This is a genomic window from Mesorhizobium sp. WSM4836, from assembly GCF_055811815.1.
Window position 1 is genome coordinate 133,228 of record NZ_JBVVQF010000017.1, and the last position, 15,416, is coordinate 148,643.

Sequence of the window (15,416 nt, forward strand, 5' to 3'; positions counted from 1 at the left end):
CATCCGCTTACCTCAAGTTACGTTTGACGCGAGGATAACGGGCATGGTGATTTGGTTGACGGCAAATCCTACCTCCGTTATGCAGCGTATCTGCAAAAGACGTGCCATAGCCGCAGGAACTCTTTATGGACCTCGATCGTGCAGACGCGGCCCTGCTTGACGCAGTGCAGAGAAACAATCGACTGACCTCCGAACAGCTTGCCGAAAAAGTTGGTTTGTCCCCGACGGCATGTCAACGCAGATTGAAGCGTCTCAGGAACGAGGGCGTCATTGAGGCGGATGTCTCGATCGTCTCTCCAAAAGCGGTCGGACGACCAGTGTCCATGATTGTGCTGGTATCGCTTGAGCGCGAGCGGGCCGACATCGTCGACCGTTTTAAAACGTCGATACGCAACACCCGAGAGGTGATGATCGGTTATTATGTTACTGGCGATTCAGACTTTATGCTGGTCGTCACGGCTAGGGATATGGAGGAATACGAACAATTCACACGCCGTTTTTTTTACGAAAATCACGATATTAAGGGCTTTAAGACGATGGTCGTCATGGATCGAGTAAAAGCGAGCTTATCGGTCCCAATAGAGTGGCCGATTCCGTGAGAACCGGCTGCAGATTTGTCTCATGCCTGATGCCGCTGAATGCTCACACTGCGGCGCGCTCTATGAGGCCGGTCGCCGATAGCGGACGTCAACAAGCCAAGATCAATCCTCGGCCGCGCTAGTCTAATCCCACTGCGTTTTTCGCCCAACTTCGCTTGATTTCTGCGAAGCCACGAAAAATATGCAGGATACCGGCACAAGCCGACGGATAAATTGCTGATAGCGGCGAGGTAAAGGGCCGCGGTCAAGCAATGGGGAACCGATATGATCCGATTCAGAAAGAGCCAGAAAACCCGTACTGGTGAGTGCAGCTATGCCCAGGCTCGCCCCCGGCGCTTTGCTATCGGCGGTGTACTTACAGCAGTAGCAGCAGCCGGAATGAGTTTGGTTCTGGCCGCGCCAGTCGCGAGGGCTGTCACTCTCGAGGAGGTGAAGGCCCGCGGCTACATTACGATCGCAATAGCGAACGAGATCCCTGCCAGCTACACCGATGCCAGCGGCGAGGTGAAAGGCTCTGAGGCCGAAGTTGCGCGGCGTGTTCTTGAGGAGTTGGGCATTAAGCCCGAAAACATTCAGTGGGTGGTCACTACGTTTAGCTCCCTGATTCCAGGCCTTCAGGCAAACCGGTTTGACATGACTGCTGCCGGAATGGCCATTCGACCGGAGCGCTGCAAGAAAGTAATTTATAGCGAGCCCAATTCATCATACGGCGAGGGCCTCCTCGTCTTGAAAGGGAACCCCAAGAACCTGCACTCGTACGAAGATCTCGCCAAACAGGGCACCGTCGCCGTCATGGCTGGTGCTGACCAGCTTCAGATGATGCAGAAACTTGGCGTGCCTGAGTCGAGGATCGTGACTATCGCTTCCAACGCGGATGCCATCTCGGCCATCGCCACTGGACGCGCAGATGGGTATGCCGCGGCTGCGTCCACCGCGGCCGATCTCGGGAAAAAGAGCGATAAGGTCGAAGCTGCTTCGCCATTCAAGGATCCCGTTATCGAGGGTAAGGTTCAGCGCAGTTGGGGAGCTTTCACCTTCAACAAGGACTCCACCGACCTCCGTGACAAATTCAATGAGGCGCTTCTTAAATTCAGAAAGACGGATGAGTTTAAGAAGATTATTATCGAATATGGTTCAACGCGGGAAGATATCGCTGCCATTCCTGAGAAGACGTCGGAGCAACTTTGCTCTGAATAAATGTTATCTCGGAGTTCACATGCGCTGCGGAAATTTTCGTAGCGTATGTGAACTGCAAACGGCCCAATAGCCATGCATATCAAATGAGCGGGGTTTCAATGCATTGGAGCACTTACCTGGAACCGTTGGCTCGTGGCGCTTGGGTTACGATTCAATTTACGTTGTATTCGTTGTTCTTTGGTGGGATCTGTTCATTCGCATTCGGAATAGGAAAGCTGTCAAAACACTGGTTCCTCAGATGCCTATCAGTCAGCTACATTGAGATCTTTCGCGGGACCTCACTGTTGGTCCAGTTATTCTGGCTATTTTTTGCACTGCCTGTCGCAGGCGACATGATTGGGGTCGACCTTCGGCTTCCTCCAGCAGTTGCCGGTGTAATCGCACTTAGCCTTAATCTTGGCGCCTATGGCGCGGAAATTGTGCGCGGCGCTATTCAAGCGGTCGCGCCCAGCCAATATGAAGCCGCCAAAGCTCTTAATTTTAGCTCTTCTCAAGCTCTTTGGCGAATAGCGATGCCGCAAGCAATTCCCGAGATGATGCCGAGCTTTTCCAACCTTGCCATTGGGGCATTGAAAGACACCTCGCTCGTATCGCTCATTACGCTTACCGACCTCACTTTCGCCGCCGAGCAATTGCGCAATTTTTATCAGGATAGCACAGCCGTGTATACCATCGTTCTGCTGATGTATTTTGGGATCGCGCTCGTCCTTTCACTGGCAATGCGCATTCTTGAGATGTCAGTGTCCCGCTGGCGGGTGTCCCGGAGGTAGAGTATGTTGTATGGCTTCGAATGGGATACTGGCCACGGCGAGCTAGCTTTCGCTCTATCAATCCTGCCTATCCTGCTGATGGGACTTGTTACGACTTTGAAGGCAGCTTTCTTGGGCTTCTTTGTCGCCTCCATATTAGGCATGTTCTTGGCGGTCCTACGGAGTGTAAGGGCGAAGCTGGTCGCCTGGCCAACAGCAGTTTTGATCGAATTTATCAGGGACACACCTCTAATAGTCCAGTTGTTCTTCCTGTATTACGTCTTGCCCGAATATGGGATCATTCTCCCTGCGTTCCTGACCGGGACTCTTGCGCTGGGGATCCAGTACAGCGCCTACATGTCCGAGGTGTATCGCGCTGGAATCCAGGCCGTGGATCACGGTCAGCGCGAGGCGGCCAAGTCACTCGATCTTCCTCCTGCGCGCACTTTTTCGCACGTCATCCTGCCACAGGCTATTCCGAGGGTTATTCCCGCAGTTGGCAACTATCTTGTTTCGATCATGAAGGATGTGCCCGTGCTTTCTGTGGTAACGATCGTAGAGATGCTGAACGCGGCCAAAATCATAGGGGACCAGACATTTGATTATCTGGTGCCGCTCTCGATGGTCGGTGGCATCTATCTAATTCTTACGATCGTCGCATCTGCGCTCGTCCGACTTGTGGACGTCAGTCTTCCAAAAAGAGGAATTTCTTTGAGATGAGCGATGCGATTATCGTGTTTGACAAGGTCAAAAAGTCGTACGGCAATGTTACTGTGATCAGCGAACTTGATTTCGCGGTCCAGCGGGGAGAGAAAGTTACGATCATCGGGCCTTCTGGATCTGGGAAGTCAACGGTTCTGCGGATACTGATGACCCTTGAAGGCATCAATGGCGGAGCGGTGTACGTCGGCGGCGAACCGCTCTGGCACGAGCGGCGTAACGGTTCGATGGTGCCTGCCACCGAGAGGCACTTGCGGAAGATGCGGACCCAGTTGGGAATGGTCTTTCAGCAATTCAATCTTTTTCCGCACATGAGTGTTCTGAGAAACCTGACGGAGGCACCCCGGGTTGTCTTAGGACTTTCAAAGGAAAAGGCGCTCCAGCGTGCGCAGGAGCTACTTGAACTGGTCGGCCTCGTTGACCAAGCACACAAATTTCCAGGTCAGCTGTCCGGCGGACAACAGCAACGTGTGGGAATCGCACGAGCTCTAGCCATGCGCCCGAAAATAATGCTGTTTGACGAACCGACCTCTGCTCTCGATCCAGAACTTGTCGGCGAAGTACTCACCGTTATCCGCAAGCTTGCCGCCGAGCACGACTTAACCATGGTGATGGTTACGCACGAGATGCGTTTTGCGCGAGAGATCTCTGATCGCGTTTGCTTTTTTGACAAAGGGTGCATCCGCGAACAAGGAACGCCGGAACAACTGTTCAGCCAACCCAAAGAGCAGCGGACGCGAGAATTTCTGAAAGCGGTGCTAAACGGCTGATCGTACTGGCAAAGGCCGCAAAGGGACTCGCCCCGTCCAACCGATGAACTCGCTGGTCAAAACGGATTCTGCGCTTCCTGGCGCTAGCAAGCCGGCGAAGCCCGATTCGCCGGCCGCTGCCCTCGCAAACAGACGGCTGGCGGTGATCATCGCATATTCTTTCCGGGCGACGGGCCGTCGACCTCAAGTTCGTCTCTCGATGGGCTTCGCGAAGAGGCTGCGACGCTGCTCAACAAAAACGAGCCAGTCTCTTCCAATTAGATGTGTTCCGCCGCTCCAGGTTTGGCCAGAAGCAAGACGGCGCACCTCACAATTGAGCGGCGACGAAAACGGGCGAAGAGCAGTCACAAATGCCGCAATTCTGCAAAGAAGCGTGAGATTTTGGCGAGCTTCTTCGCGCGGTGATGATAGCTTTGTTTCAGCAAGTCGGCGCAAGAGGGGCTCACTCTTATGAAATCTCGCATCAACAGCCTCCTAACAGACTCCGAACGTGAGGCGGTGCTCGAACTGCGTCATAAGATGCATCGTGAGCCAGAACTATCGAACAAAGAGTGGAAAACCCAACGGCGGATCCAGGACACGCTGGAACAATTCGGTCTCGTAGGCGCGAACGTGTTCCATAACACAGGCCTCTACATTGACATCGAGGGAACGGCCTCAGGTCCAAAGCGCTCAGTCGCCGTTCGAGGTGATATCGATGCTCTTCCCATTAGAGAGACCAGGGATGACCTGCCCTATAGGTCTCAGGTGGAAGGGATCATGCATGCGTGCGGCCACGACCTACACGCGTCGATCGCGGCGGGCGTTGCGTTGGCGTTTCACAGGATGCGGAGCAACTTTGCTGGAAAGGTCCGTGTTTTGTTCCAACCCGCCGAGGAGGCGGAACCGCTTGGGGGGCGCAGTGTTGTCGAAGAAAAGCTGCTTGACGGTTTTGATCGGGCGGTCGGATTTCATGTTTCGCCCTCGATACCGCTAGGAAAGTTTGGCGCTCGCGCTGGTGCGGTCACCAAATCTGCCGACCAGTTCACTGTATCTGTGACCGGCAGCGCGGCGCATGGCGCAACGCCCCATGGTGGAATTGATGCGATCACTATCGCCGCTGCATTCGTCAACGAGGTTCAGAAGATTATCTCACGAGAGATGCCCGTCGATGATAGGTCAATCATTACCATAGGCACGATCCACGGGGGAGAGGCAACCAACATAATCTGTCCATCAGTTGTGATGGAGGGCACGATCCGGACAAGCAGTCCCGAACGCCGTTCGGTGCTGTCTCAGCGCGTCCGAGAAATCGCGGAAGGCGTGGCGGTGATGCACCGTGGCAAGGCCGAATTTATCCTTCGGTCCGGTGAGCCTGCCGTCGTCAACGACGCTAATATGGTCAACCTGTTCCGCGACGCTGTATTGGAAACGGCGGGGCCTGATGCTTTCACTGAAGGCAAGTCGCTCAGCGGCAGTGATGATTTTGGCTTCTATTCCCAGTGCGTTCCGTCCATCTATTTCTGGTTCGGCAGCGGCGAGCCAGGCAACGAATCTGGTGTGCACACACCGACTTTCGCCGTTTCCGACAAGGTCCTCATTCCGACCACAGAGCTTGCCATTAAGTACTGTCTTGATTTATTGAATGGAAAGCTAGAATAGATGGTTGGCCTAGACCTGATTGAGGAGGCAAGGGAGCGCATCGCGGGTCACGTCGTCCCGACACCACTTGCGACATCGGCGGCGCTTTCGGAACTTATCGGAACGCAAGTATACTTAAAGCTTGAGCACCATCAGTTGACTGGTAGCTTCAAGCTCCGCGGTGCGACAAACGCAGTTCTTCAACTTGGTCACTCGGAACGTGAGCGAGGAGTGATCGCCGCCTCGACCGGCAATCACGGTAGAGCGCTTTCCTACGCCGCTCGAGCAGTTGGTTCTCGCTCCACCATTTGCATGTCGCGCCTGGTGCCGGAAAACAAGGTCTCCGAGATACGCCGGCTCGGTGCGATCGTGCGAATCGTCGGATCCTCGCAAGACGATGCACAAGAGGAGGTGGAACGACTGGTTGCCGAGGAAGGGCTCAGCATGATCCCACCTTTCGATCACCCGCACGTCGTCGCCGGCCAGGGAACGATCGGACTTGAAATCGTCGAGGCGATGCCAGACGTCGCGGTGGTTCTTGTTCCCCTTTCTGGTGGGGGGTTGGCGGCAGGCGTCGCGGCAGCTGTAAAAGCGATCCGACCCCATGCGAAGATAGTTGGGGTGAGTATGGACCGAGGCGCAGCTATGAAGGCCAGCATTGACGCTGGTCACCCCGTGCAGGTGAGCGAACATCGCAGTTTGGCCGACTCATTAGGTGGTGGGATTGGGTTAGCTAACGCCTGGACTTTCCCGATGTGCAGTGCGCTTCTCGACGAAATAGTCCTCGTCGATGAGAACGAAATTGCTGCCGGTATTCGGCACGCCTATGAACATGAGCGTGAGATCGTCGAGGGAGGTGCTGCAGTTGGTATTGCAGCACTACTTGCTGGCAAGATAGACAACATCGTTGGTCCCGTTGGAATAATCTTGTCTGGCAGAAACATTGATATGTCATTGCATCGAGCAGTGATTAACGGCCTGAACCCATGAGTGGGGTAGACTGATGCCGGTGATGAAAATACTCACTGAGGCAGAGCTCAGGCAGATCGTCACGCTCGACCTTGATGCCGTTAAATGCACCGAAGATGCTTTTCGGGCACTGGCAGTTGAAGACGCCGTCAAGATGCCACCCATTTTGCGTCTAGACATTCCCGAGAGTAAGGGCGAAGTCGATGTGAAGACGGCGTACATACCAGGTTTGAGCGGTTTTGCCATAAAGATTAGCCCCGGCTTTTTTGACAATCCGACGATTGGGCTGCCAAGCACTAACGGAATGATGGTGTTGTTCTGTAGCAAAACCGGGTTGGTCCAAGCACTCCTTTTAGACAATGGTTACCTGACCGATATTCGGACCGCGGCGGCTGGTGCTGTGGCGGCAAGACATCTGGCGCAAGAAGGTGCTTCAATCGCAACCATATTCGGCGCAGGCGTCCAGGCGAGGCTTCAACTCCGAGCGCTGACTTTGGTGAGACCAATCCGAGAAATTCGTATATGGGCGCGGGAGCATCCCAAGGCTGAGTCGCTCGTCGAGCAATTGAAGCTCGAGCACAGTCTACCGGTTTTTGCTTACGCGGATCCTAAGGAAGCGGTGGCCGGGGCTCATATAATCGTGACGACCACCCCCGCACATCTACCGATCTTCCATGCTTCTTGGCTGGAACCCGGGCAGCATCTAACCGCGATGGGCTCTGATGCGGAACACAAAAACGAAATCGATCCGGCGGCGCTCGAAAGCGCGGATGTCTATGTCGCGGATTGTCTTAACCAAACCCGGCGCTTGGGTGAGTTGCATCATGCCATAGAAGCGGGGCTGGTTCCAGGCGACAAGCCCTTCCCGGAACTGGGCCAAATCATTGTAGGCGAGAAGGTCGGCCGTAGAAGGGATACAGACATTACCATCGCAGATCTGACCGGAACAGGTGTGCAGGACACTGCTATTGCCACGCTGGCGTTTAAACGCGCGGAAGACATCAAGATCGGCACGATGTTCGACAGCTAAGTGTCGGCGCTCTGATTGCCCGCTGTCCTACCCAGCACCGCCGAATTGCTCAGCCGCGGTCAAGTGTTTCCTTACGAGGCCACGGTTCCGTTCGGTTTTGTCCGGTTCCGGGCTACTGTATCGGCAAGCTGCGGGGCCGCAAATTCAGAGCCGGTCGAAGATCGAACCAACCTAAAGGAGCAAGAGAAATGGCGATTGTTAAGGGGCCCCAAGTTTTTCCTCGAAGCGAGTATCTGAGGCGGCTCACCTCGGTCAAGGCGGAAATGGAGCGGCTCGAAATCGACACGCTCATTGTGGGCAATTCTTCCGATATCACCTACCTGACTGGTTACACGGCTAAGTCCGGCTACGTGCCGCAAGCAGTCGTAGTACCCTTGAACGAGGAAGAGCCCACCTTCATATTGCGGCGCCAGGACGCGCCCGCGGCGGTACACCAGACCTTCATGGACCGAGGCAAAGTCATCGGATACGCTGAGACCCTGATCGGGAACCCGGATCAGGATGGTTTTGATGCCGTTATCGACTTCTTGAATGAACTGGATGGCGCCACCAAGCGCGGTGTGGGGGTGCAGCTTGGGTACCTTTTGGTAAGATCGGCCGAAAAATTCAAGTCGCGATTGCCAAACGCTCGCATCGTCGACTGCACCCATTCTGTCGCCTGGATCCGAATGATCAAGTCTGACCTCGAAATATCAATGATGCGTGATGCCGCAGCGATCGCTGACGCCGGAGTGTTGAAGGCATGCGAAGTGATCCGACCCGGCGTTCGCGAAGCCGACGTTATGGCAGAAGTGGCGGCTCAGCTCGCCCGCGGGGCATTCGGCAAGGCTGGAACCGACCTGGCGTCTATGTATTTCTGCTCGTCCCCCCGAACTGGTACTTGCCACATTCGGTGGAGTGAGGATGTCATCCGTGACGGATCTCAAATCAACCTTGAAATCGGAGGCGTCCGTCACGGCTACGTTTCAGCGATAATGCGCACCTTTTCAGTTGGTACGCCCTCCGACCGCCTTCGGCGCCTTCACAATGCAGAGCTGTCGGGTTTGGAAGCAGCGCTTGGTGCTGTTCGTCCGGGCGCAACGTGTAGCGATGTCGCAAACGCGTTTTATCGCACGATTGAAAAGGCCGGCTTCCAGAAGGACTCGCGTTGTGGATATGCCATCGGCATCGATTGGAGCGAACCCACCGCAAGCCTGAAGGACGGAGACATGACGGCGCTGAAGCCGAATATGACCTTTCACCTGATGCTAGGAAACTGGGTCGAGGAAGAGTTCGGTTACGTAATAAGCGAAACTTTCCGCGTTACAGACTCCGGCAGCGAAGTGCTGACCAAGTCGCCCAGACAATTATTCGAGGTCTAAGAAAACTTAAGCAGCCGTGTCGCTCGGTTTCTCTCACGTAGGGAGAGATCGAGGGTTAGTCGAACTCTGTGACAAAGCTGCTGTGGATCGGCACTGCTGGTGCGCAGCTCCTTCGACAGCAAACTCCACTTCCTCACACGTCCTGCCGGGCCATACCTCAGGCTCGGCATTCCATCCATTCGATTGGCCTATCCTCACAGGACAGCGGGCGACCAAGTTGGAGAAGAGCTGCATGCAACGCGGTTCGAAGACGGGAGGATCTCGATGCGATGAAGCCGGCGACACGCGCCAGGTGATCGTCGACACCACCGTGCAGCCGAAAAACGTCATGTTCCCGACTGGCGCCAAGCTCATCCTCCGGGCGCGTGAACGGCTGGTGCGCCTGGCCAAGAAGACGGGCCTCAATTTGCACCAGAGCTGTGCCCGGGTCGACAAGCTGGCGCTGATCAGACCCAGCGCTATGCCCACCCCAAGCGGTTCAAGCGGGCCAACAAGGCGCTGCGCAGGCTCAAGACCTATCTCGGCCGAACCATTCGCGACATTGCTCGCCGAATCGCCGGCGATGCGGAACTAGACGCGCTCTTCAAATGGGCGCTCTACCAAGCCGCACCGTTATCGAGGAGCGTCAGCAACAGCGCAGCCGCAAGATCAACAGCCTGCACGCGCACGAGGTGGAATGCACCGGCAAGGGCAAGGCGCATATGCCCTACGAGTTCCGGTTAAAGGTGTCGGTGGCCACCCGGTCAACGTTTGAGCGGGCGCAGCTGACGAACATCAGAAGATAATTTCAAAGTCTGGGCGGTGGCATGGCTGAAAGTTGCTCTCGGTTCAGGGCTTACTACTTGGGCCGAACGGGTGAGTGCTGCGCCGAATGCGGTCGGTTCAGCAATTGCCTCCCCTGTCAACACCACTTCCCCTCTTGGGTTGGCATGGGATTTAGCCGTACCCAATGGCGAGCTCGTTCATTCGACTGTCAATTGAGGCTCCGCCGGCCGTCACGCCGAATTCGTCCGCAGCCTGATGAGCCCGACGTTATTATCAATTGCGATTTCGGTCCCAAATGGCTGGGATAGCTTCTGTAGGCGCTCCAGAATAGCGCTTGCTTGAGGCGCAGTGGCGAGCCGCGGGAGACCTCGGTTGGCAAACCTTTTCAAGTATCCGAGCTCTATTGGATAGAGCTGCAGTTCCGCAAGCTGGTTCTTCTCAAAGCGGCTGACGGTGACAACGCTTTCATAGAAGACCGGGTCGTCAAATCCTTTTGCCTCCTCAGCGGCTGTCACGTCCGCATCCGTGTCGATCCGTGGGTCCTTACCGTACACGGCGAACATGTCAGCACCCACAGGTGTCCGGAGGTCATCATAAAAGAAATTTGCCAAGCTATAAAAGATAGGTCGACCCTTGTAGATTTCGATACCACGCAACCGGTGCGGGCCGTGTCCAACGTACGCATCCGCTCCGGCATCAATCATTCTTTGCGCAAACGATTGCTCATAATCAGGTATCGCGTCACTCCAATTCCCTGGCTGGTGGCAGTGATTCGCGACAATGCAGAAGTCGGAGAACTGCTTGCCCCGACGAACGTTCCGAAGAATGTCCGCAACGTCTCGGATATCCGCTTCGTAGCTGTAATCGGCCTTGTCGCCCGCTTTGAACGTCATTCCAGCCACCATGACCCGGTTTGGATCGGGCCGATCCGCGGTGACCCCTGAGCCTGCAGCCAGAGGCGATTGACTGCCCGGCCGTGTGTCGGGGAGTGCATCGCGTATCTGCCTCAAGCCCTCCAGCTTCTCGGGCGGGACCACAATCGATTTCGCTAAGCGCAGCGCGTTGAGTCCTGGCCGGCCGGGAGCCTCGCTGGCGGGATCGCCTGCCCGAGACATGGGCGTAAACGATGACGCAAGCGACACCAGCGCCACGCGGCCGCGCTCGGTTTCCAAAAAGCGAGCGGCGCCGGCTTGAGCGAGGTTCTCACCCACCCCTGAATGGACGATCCCGCTCTGATCGAGCACTTGGCTCGTCTCACGCATCCCTTCAAGCCCCCAGTCAAGCGTATGGTTATTCGCTCGGCTGACGATATTGAATCCCATCGCCTTCAAATCAGGTCCGACCTCGGGCAGGCTGACGTGAAATGCACCGCCGTACTCGGCCTGCGGACTTCCCTTGAAGGAGCGGATATCGAGGATGTTCATTTCCATGTTGCCAAACGTAGCGTCTGCGTCTTTCAGCAGCTCGACGATGTCTCCGAAACCCGGATACGGGTATTTAGTCAGCGCGCGCGACACAATGAGGTCGCCAACCGCCACCATCGTGAAGCCGTCCGCCACGTTCGTTTCGATCGAACCGACTGAGTCATAGCTGCCATCCCGCTGGGCCGAATGACAACCGTTCTCGAGTGAATTTTTCTCCATAGATTTCTCCTAGTCTCCTCTTCTTGCCGCATTGGCACAGTTTTCGTGCCCGCTGCCGGCCCGAGAGATCCGTTTGCGTGAAGGGGCCTGTGGGACGAGGAATTGGCTGCCGCTGGCTTGGGTTTAGTATGGGAGCGTGCACGTGACATGCCACGATGGCCATAGGCATTGGAACCAAAGAAGGTACTTGCATGCGGCACAGCTCAAGGGCGAGTGGACGGCGCGGATGGCGCCCGCATCTCTTGGCGGATTGGTAGGCTCGGGCACTGCGCCACCCATCGGCCCTTGGAACCGAACCAGCGTCGGATCTGGCGCCGGAGCTGCCGCGATCAGATCCTCTGCGTGGGAATGCATCGGCTTGGCAACAGCGCCTCGCATGGTGCGAGTTCCACTATCCGCCCCAAAATACATCGCGGCGACACGATGGCCGATATGCTCAACGTTACCAAGGTCGTGAGATGACACAGGCAGGTGCATCATTGCGGAAGACCTTCCGACCTCCTGGAGGAGGTCCACAGTTGCATGCCATGGTCGGCAGTGACAGAAGCGGTGGTCAAGATCAGATCGACAACGCGACAGTCACCGAATTTCACGATCCGAATCATCCGCCGGCCGGTTCTGTCTGAGGTCAGTTCGTGAGATCGTCATGCTAGACATTGTCATGTTTCAATTTCAGTTGACCAACCGCGCGGTGGACGCGCGTTGATCTGATGAATGAATTCTCGTACCGTCGGCGGCGATTGGAATCTTGCCCCTGCATGCACACAACCAAAGTCATACCTTACTGCAGAATCCACACAGGTGGCTTATTTCCCAAGCCAAACGAAATGCCGCTTCCTCAGCGACGCCACGTCCATGCGAGGCGCCGCTGTGCCCTCCGACCGTCCGCACACGAAAGATGAGGTCGGGATCGCGATCCGCAAAGCACGATCGTCGTTGCGCCACGTAGCGGGCGGGCTGATGGCAGAGCACTTGGCCGTCGTTGAGCGCGGAGTTGAGGTACGTTGGTGGTAGCTGGCGATCGGTTCTAAGATTATAGTAGGGATCGTACATGCGTAGATCCCGATAGTCCTGGAAGGTGTGGGGATTTCCGTACTCTACCGTTTCGAGTAGTGCATACGGCAATGAGAAGTCCAACTCGGTATCGAGTATGTCGGCGACTGGGACCTCGGCGACTACGGCTCGGAACAGCTCGGGTCGCAAGGATGCGGTTGCAAGCACGGTTCCGCCGCCACCGCTCTTTCCCTCGATGATGATGCCGCCGGGCCTAGCATATCCCCGCTGAACCAGGCCTTCCACTGCGGCGATGAGATCTGTGTAAGTTGTGCATTTCCGATTGCCCTTAGCCGCCTCGTGCCAAGGGCGGCCGAGTTCGCCGCCTCCGCGGATGTGGGCCAAACCGAACGCGACGCCGCGATCGAGCAGACTCAACCGAGCAGCATCGAACGATGGCCACATCGGAGTTCCGTAGCAGCCGTATGCATGCACTATGACTGGCCCAGGGTTCGCCCGCCCGCGTCGTGCGACGAGCGAAATCGGAATTTCCACCCCGTCTTCCGCTTCCGCCATGACGATCGTGGCCACGTATTGACCGGCGTCATAACCCGGGATGCGGGCCTGGGATAAGATCGCGGATTGGCCATTGTCGAAGTCGTATTCGACGACGGTGTCTGGCCTCACAAACGAACTGACCGAGTAGGTCAGCTTCGAACCTCGAAACGCATGCCGCGCGACCGAGTAGTCACCACCGGCCGACACGCCCACACTTAGATTGCAGCTCAGTTCATCCGGAACGATTGTCGCTCGGATCCGCCCACTTGGGTCCCGCGCGACTAGGCGGGGACGAAGCCCCTCTCGCTCCAGCACCACCAAGTGATGTTCTAGCACGTGGACCTGCTCGAGCGTCACACCGGCTCGATGCGGCACAAACTCCTCCCATCGCGACGGCGAGGGGTCGTCTATTGGCGCACGCACCAGGTGCCAATTTTGCCCCGACTCTGTATTGCGGAATAGGAACCTGTCCTCCCAGTGCTCGGCGAAAACTTCGACTCCCAGATCACGCGCCACGATCCGGCGCCACTTTCCCCATGGATTGTCGGCGCGGAGACACCAGACCTCTGCAGCCCCTTTATGAACTCCTCCAGAATTGTCGCAGGTCGTGGTTACATCGATAAACAACCAGGCACCGCTATCCGATCGCCGTACCCTCAGCCCCAGTCGTTCACTTACCTCCTCGAACACCACCTCAGATTTGCCAAGCTTGACATCCAAGCGAACAATCTGATCACGGCGTCGCGGGCCAGTCCGTTCCCGTTCGAAAAAGAGCGTGTGTCCGTCAGCGGCCCAGACAATTTGCACGACTCGCCTCGTGTCGCGCCAAACGTCGCGGCCGCTCTCCACGTCCCGCACCCTCAACTCGTAACTCTCGTCTCCGATGAGATCGAAGCTGAACGCAACATAGCGCCCGTCGTCGCTTGGCTCTAAAACTCCCAAGCAGTAAAAAATCTCGCTGCCCTGGATTGCGTTCGGGTCGAGAACAAGTTCGTCCGACCCCCCGTCAATCGGCCGGCGCCACCAGGCAGGATGACAGCTGCCGCGCTCCGACTGCTGGAAGTACTCGAACAATCCGACTCGGAACCGAGGTGATTCCTCACAGGGCAAACGCCCTTCGATCTCGTCGATGAGCTCCGCCTTGAGCTCTGTCAGGTGAGCTGTCGCTTGGTCCGCGTACCTGTTCTCGGCGTCCAAATAGGCTTGGACATCTGGATTCTCCCGGTCGCGAAGCCAGCCATAGTTATCCGTCGTGACCTCGTCATGAAGGACCTTGATCCGTGGCTCGGCACGGAGCACCGGCGGTTGCAGGTGTTTCCCTCGCATCATACTGCCTTCAGGTAGGCCACAAGACCGCTGAGGCATGTCTTGGGCGGCAGCGCGCGCCGATCAGACCCGTAGTGGTCTGTACAGGATGACCAGTGCCAAGTGGCAGTACTCAGCAAATTGAGTTGGTGCATCAATGTTCCTCTCATCAATGTTCCTCTGAGGGCAGTGAAAACCGTTGTCGAGCGACGGCGAATGAGAGATTCCAGACGTTTGGGGCAGAACCGTTCGACGCGAGGCTGCGCAGTCGCTGCTGCAAAAAGCGCGGTCTTCCACTCGCCAATCGGCATTCGCACGTAAGCTGAGGTCCACAACGCGTATCGGAGGCCAGAACGCGCTCAAGTAGCAAAGGGTTTCTTCAAGGCCCCACCGCTCCGCCGTGAGCACGACCGCCGCACCACGAGGCAAACGTCCTGAAATGGTGACAAGTCGCAGTGTATCCCATTGATATTGCCTCCATGCCGAATGGCGCCTCAAGGACAAATTCTCCAGAATGTATTCCAGACAAATAATACTCTGTGCGCTCTAAGGTCCTACCGCTATTTGTGGCCCAAAGTTGCAGAAACGCGTCTTGTTGCCCCCGCCTTCGCCGGATTCCTGCATGGCGGCCTTCCCCCGGCCGTCGGCCAGTCTGGCTGACGCGCAGAAAACCTAGCGCGGTGCTCGAAAGCGGCGAACACGTTTACAGTCCGTTTTGAAATTTAAGATGAGCGTTTCGGCGGATGAGATTGCCGCCCATTGCGACAAGGATCATGGCTTGCGAGACATCGATGCACTGCTTCTATTCGCGCAGGAGGCGGCGCCATCTTGTCGTCACCCAGCCGATGGTGTCACTACGGCCGACAACCTTCTTACCAGCGTCGCTTGCGGAGCTTTGATCGGCTGGGTGTCGATCACGCCAGCCGTGGGCCTGGTCTCGCGCCCATCTCGCGGTGGTCACCGCGACGTGGAAAACCACGCCGAGCAGATCATCGACAACGGCCATGTCGGGCACGATCTCACGCTTTCACGATCTTGACCTCGACGCAGGGTGCCTTGCTCGTACGCCTCCGAGGAGGACCGCCTTGCGGGCGAAGGGAGGATGTAGCTGACTGTCGGTATGGATATCTCTACTGA

12 protein-coding genes and 1 pseudogene are annotated in these 15,416 nt (G+C 56.6%); 11 read left to right on the forward strand and 2 right to left on the reverse strand.

Going from position 1 to position 15,416, the window contains the following annotated elements; all coding sequences use genetic code 11:
- The first annotated feature begins 125 nt into the window (after nucleotides 1-125).
- The 10 genes and pseudogenes from AC0L2P_RS20395 to AC0L2P_RS20440 form a co-directional block, all read left to right on the forward strand.
- On the forward strand, nucleotides 126-599 hold the full coding sequence (locus AC0L2P_RS20395) for an Lrp/AsnC family transcriptional regulator (protein WP_473503383.1): 474 nt from the start codon (nucleotides 126-128) through the stop codon (nucleotides 597-599).
- Between the two features lie 264 nt (nucleotides 600-863).
- On the forward strand, nucleotides 864-1,796 hold the full coding sequence (gene ehuB / locus AC0L2P_RS20400; RefSeq protein ID WP_473503385.1) for an ectoine/hydroxyectoine ABC transporter substrate-binding protein EhuB: 933 nt from the start codon (nucleotides 864-866) through the stop codon (nucleotides 1,794-1,796).
- A 98-nt stretch (nucleotides 1,797-1,894) separates the two neighbouring features.
- Nucleotides 1,895-2,566 carry an ectoine/hydroxyectoine ABC transporter permease subunit EhuC gene (ehuC, locus tag AC0L2P_RS20405; RefSeq protein ID WP_473503428.1) on the forward strand — a complete coding sequence of 224 codons (672 nt, stop codon included), beginning with the start codon at nucleotides 1,895-1,897 and terminating at the stop codon, nucleotides 2,564-2,566.
- A gap of 3 nt (nucleotides 2,567-2,569) precedes the next feature.
- On the forward strand, nucleotides 2,570-3,265 hold the full coding sequence (gene ehuD, locus AC0L2P_RS20410; RefSeq protein WP_473503387.1) for an ectoine/hydroxyectoine ABC transporter permease subunit EhuD: 696 nt from the start codon (nucleotides 2,570-2,572) through the stop codon (nucleotides 3,263-3,265).
- Nucleotides 3,262-4,035, forward strand: coding sequence for an ectoine/hydroxyectoine ABC transporter ATP-binding protein EhuA (ehuA, locus tag AC0L2P_RS20415; RefSeq protein WP_473503389.1), 774 nt, complete (start codon nucleotides 3,262-3,264; stop codon nucleotides 4,033-4,035). The genes ehuD and ehuA overlap by 4 nt, the downstream gene beginning before the upstream one ends.
- Before the next feature lie 450 nt (nucleotides 4,036-4,485).
- Entirely contained in the window at nucleotides 4,486-5,676 is a 1,191-nt protein-coding gene (locus tag AC0L2P_RS20420) for a M20 family metallopeptidase (RefSeq protein WP_473503390.1), read from the forward strand.
- The gene (eutB, locus tag AC0L2P_RS20425; protein ID WP_473503392.1) at nucleotides 5,677-6,645 is read left to right on the forward strand and encodes a hydroxyectoine utilization dehydratase EutB; all 969 of its coding nucleotides are present in this window, start codon (nucleotides 5,677-5,679) and stop codon (nucleotides 6,643-6,645) included.
- A gap of 13 nt (nucleotides 6,646-6,658) precedes the next feature.
- Nucleotides 6,659-7,654, forward strand: coding sequence for an ectoine utilization protein EutC (gene eutC, locus AC0L2P_RS20430; RefSeq protein ID WP_473503394.1), 996 nt, complete (start codon nucleotides 6,659-6,661; stop codon nucleotides 7,652-7,654).
- 188 nt (nucleotides 7,655-7,842) lie between these two features.
- Nucleotides 7,843-9,015, forward strand: a complete 1,173-nt coding sequence (locus AC0L2P_RS20435; RefSeq protein WP_473503396.1) for a M24 family metallopeptidase — start codon at nucleotides 7,843-7,845, stop codon at nucleotides 9,013-9,015.
- Between the two features lie 280 nt (nucleotides 9,016-9,295).
- A pseudogene (locus AC0L2P_RS20440) lies at nucleotides 9,296-9,755 on the forward strand (transposase family protein); the annotation flags it as partial.
- 255 nt (nucleotides 9,756-10,010) lie between these two features.
- Here the strand turns inward: AC0L2P_RS20440 and AC0L2P_RS20445 are convergent.
- Together AC0L2P_RS20445 and AC0L2P_RS20450 are read right to left on the reverse strand one after the other, a co-directional pair.
- A complete protein-coding gene (locus tag AC0L2P_RS20445) occupies nucleotides 10,011-11,423 on the reverse strand; it encodes a CapA family protein (protein WP_473503398.1) in 1,413 nt (470 codons plus the stop codon).
- Between the two features lie 774 nt (nucleotides 11,424-12,197).
- Nucleotides 12,198-14,300 carry a prolyl oligopeptidase family serine peptidase gene (locus AC0L2P_RS20450; protein WP_473503400.1) on the reverse strand — a complete coding sequence of 701 codons (2,103 nt, stop codon included), beginning with the start codon at nucleotides 14,298-14,300 and terminating at the stop codon, nucleotides 12,198-12,200.
- Nucleotides 14,301-15,006: 706 nt separating this feature from the next.
- On the opposite strand from AC0L2P_RS20450, the gene AC0L2P_RS20455 reads away from it, so the two are divergent.
- Nucleotides 15,007-15,318, forward strand: a complete 312-nt coding sequence (locus AC0L2P_RS20455; protein WP_473503432.1) for a hypothetical protein — start codon at nucleotides 15,007-15,009, stop codon at nucleotides 15,316-15,318.
- Nucleotides 15,319-15,416: the final 98 nt, after the last annotated feature.

Coding starts and splice junctions, on each gene's coding strand:
- AC0L2P_RS20395 (WP_473503383.1), top strand. CDS start 126: ATGGACCTCGATCGTGCAGACGCGGCCCTGCTTGACGCAGTGCAGAGA.
- ehuB (WP_473503385.1), top strand. CDS start 864: ATGATCCGATTCAGAAAGAGCCAGAAAACCCGTACTGGTGAGTGCAGC.
- ehuC (WP_473503428.1), top strand. CDS start 1,895: ATGCATTGGAGCACTTACCTGGAACCGTTGGCTCGTGGCGCTTGGGTT.
- ehuD (WP_473503387.1), top strand. CDS start 2,570: ATGTTGTATGGCTTCGAATGGGATACTGGCCACGGCGAGCTAGCTTTC.
- ehuA (WP_473503389.1), top strand. CDS start 3,262: ATGAGCGATGCGATTATCGTGTTTGACAAGGTCAAAAAGTCGTACGGC.
- AC0L2P_RS20420 (WP_473503390.1), top strand. CDS start 4,486: ATGAAATCTCGCATCAACAGCCTCCTAACAGACTCCGAACGTGAGGCG.
- eutB (WP_473503392.1), top strand. CDS start 5,677: ATGGTTGGCCTAGACCTGATTGAGGAGGCAAGGGAGCGCATCGCGGGT.
- eutC (WP_473503394.1), top strand. CDS start 6,659: ATGCCGGTGATGAAAATACTCACTGAGGCAGAGCTCAGGCAGATCGTC.
- AC0L2P_RS20435 (WP_473503396.1), top strand. CDS start 7,843: ATGGCGATTGTTAAGGGGCCCCAAGTTTTTCCTCGAAGCGAGTATCTG.
- AC0L2P_RS20445 (WP_473503398.1), bottom strand. CDS start 11,423: ATGGAGAAAAATTCACTCGAGAACGGTTGTCATTCGGCCCAGCGGGAT.
- AC0L2P_RS20450 (WP_473503400.1), bottom strand. CDS start 14,300: ATGCGAGGGAAACACCTGCAACCGCCGGTGCTCCGTGCCGAGCCACGG.
- AC0L2P_RS20455 (WP_473503432.1), top strand. CDS start 15,007: ATGAGCGTTTCGGCGGATGAGATTGCCGCCCATTGCGACAAGGATCAT.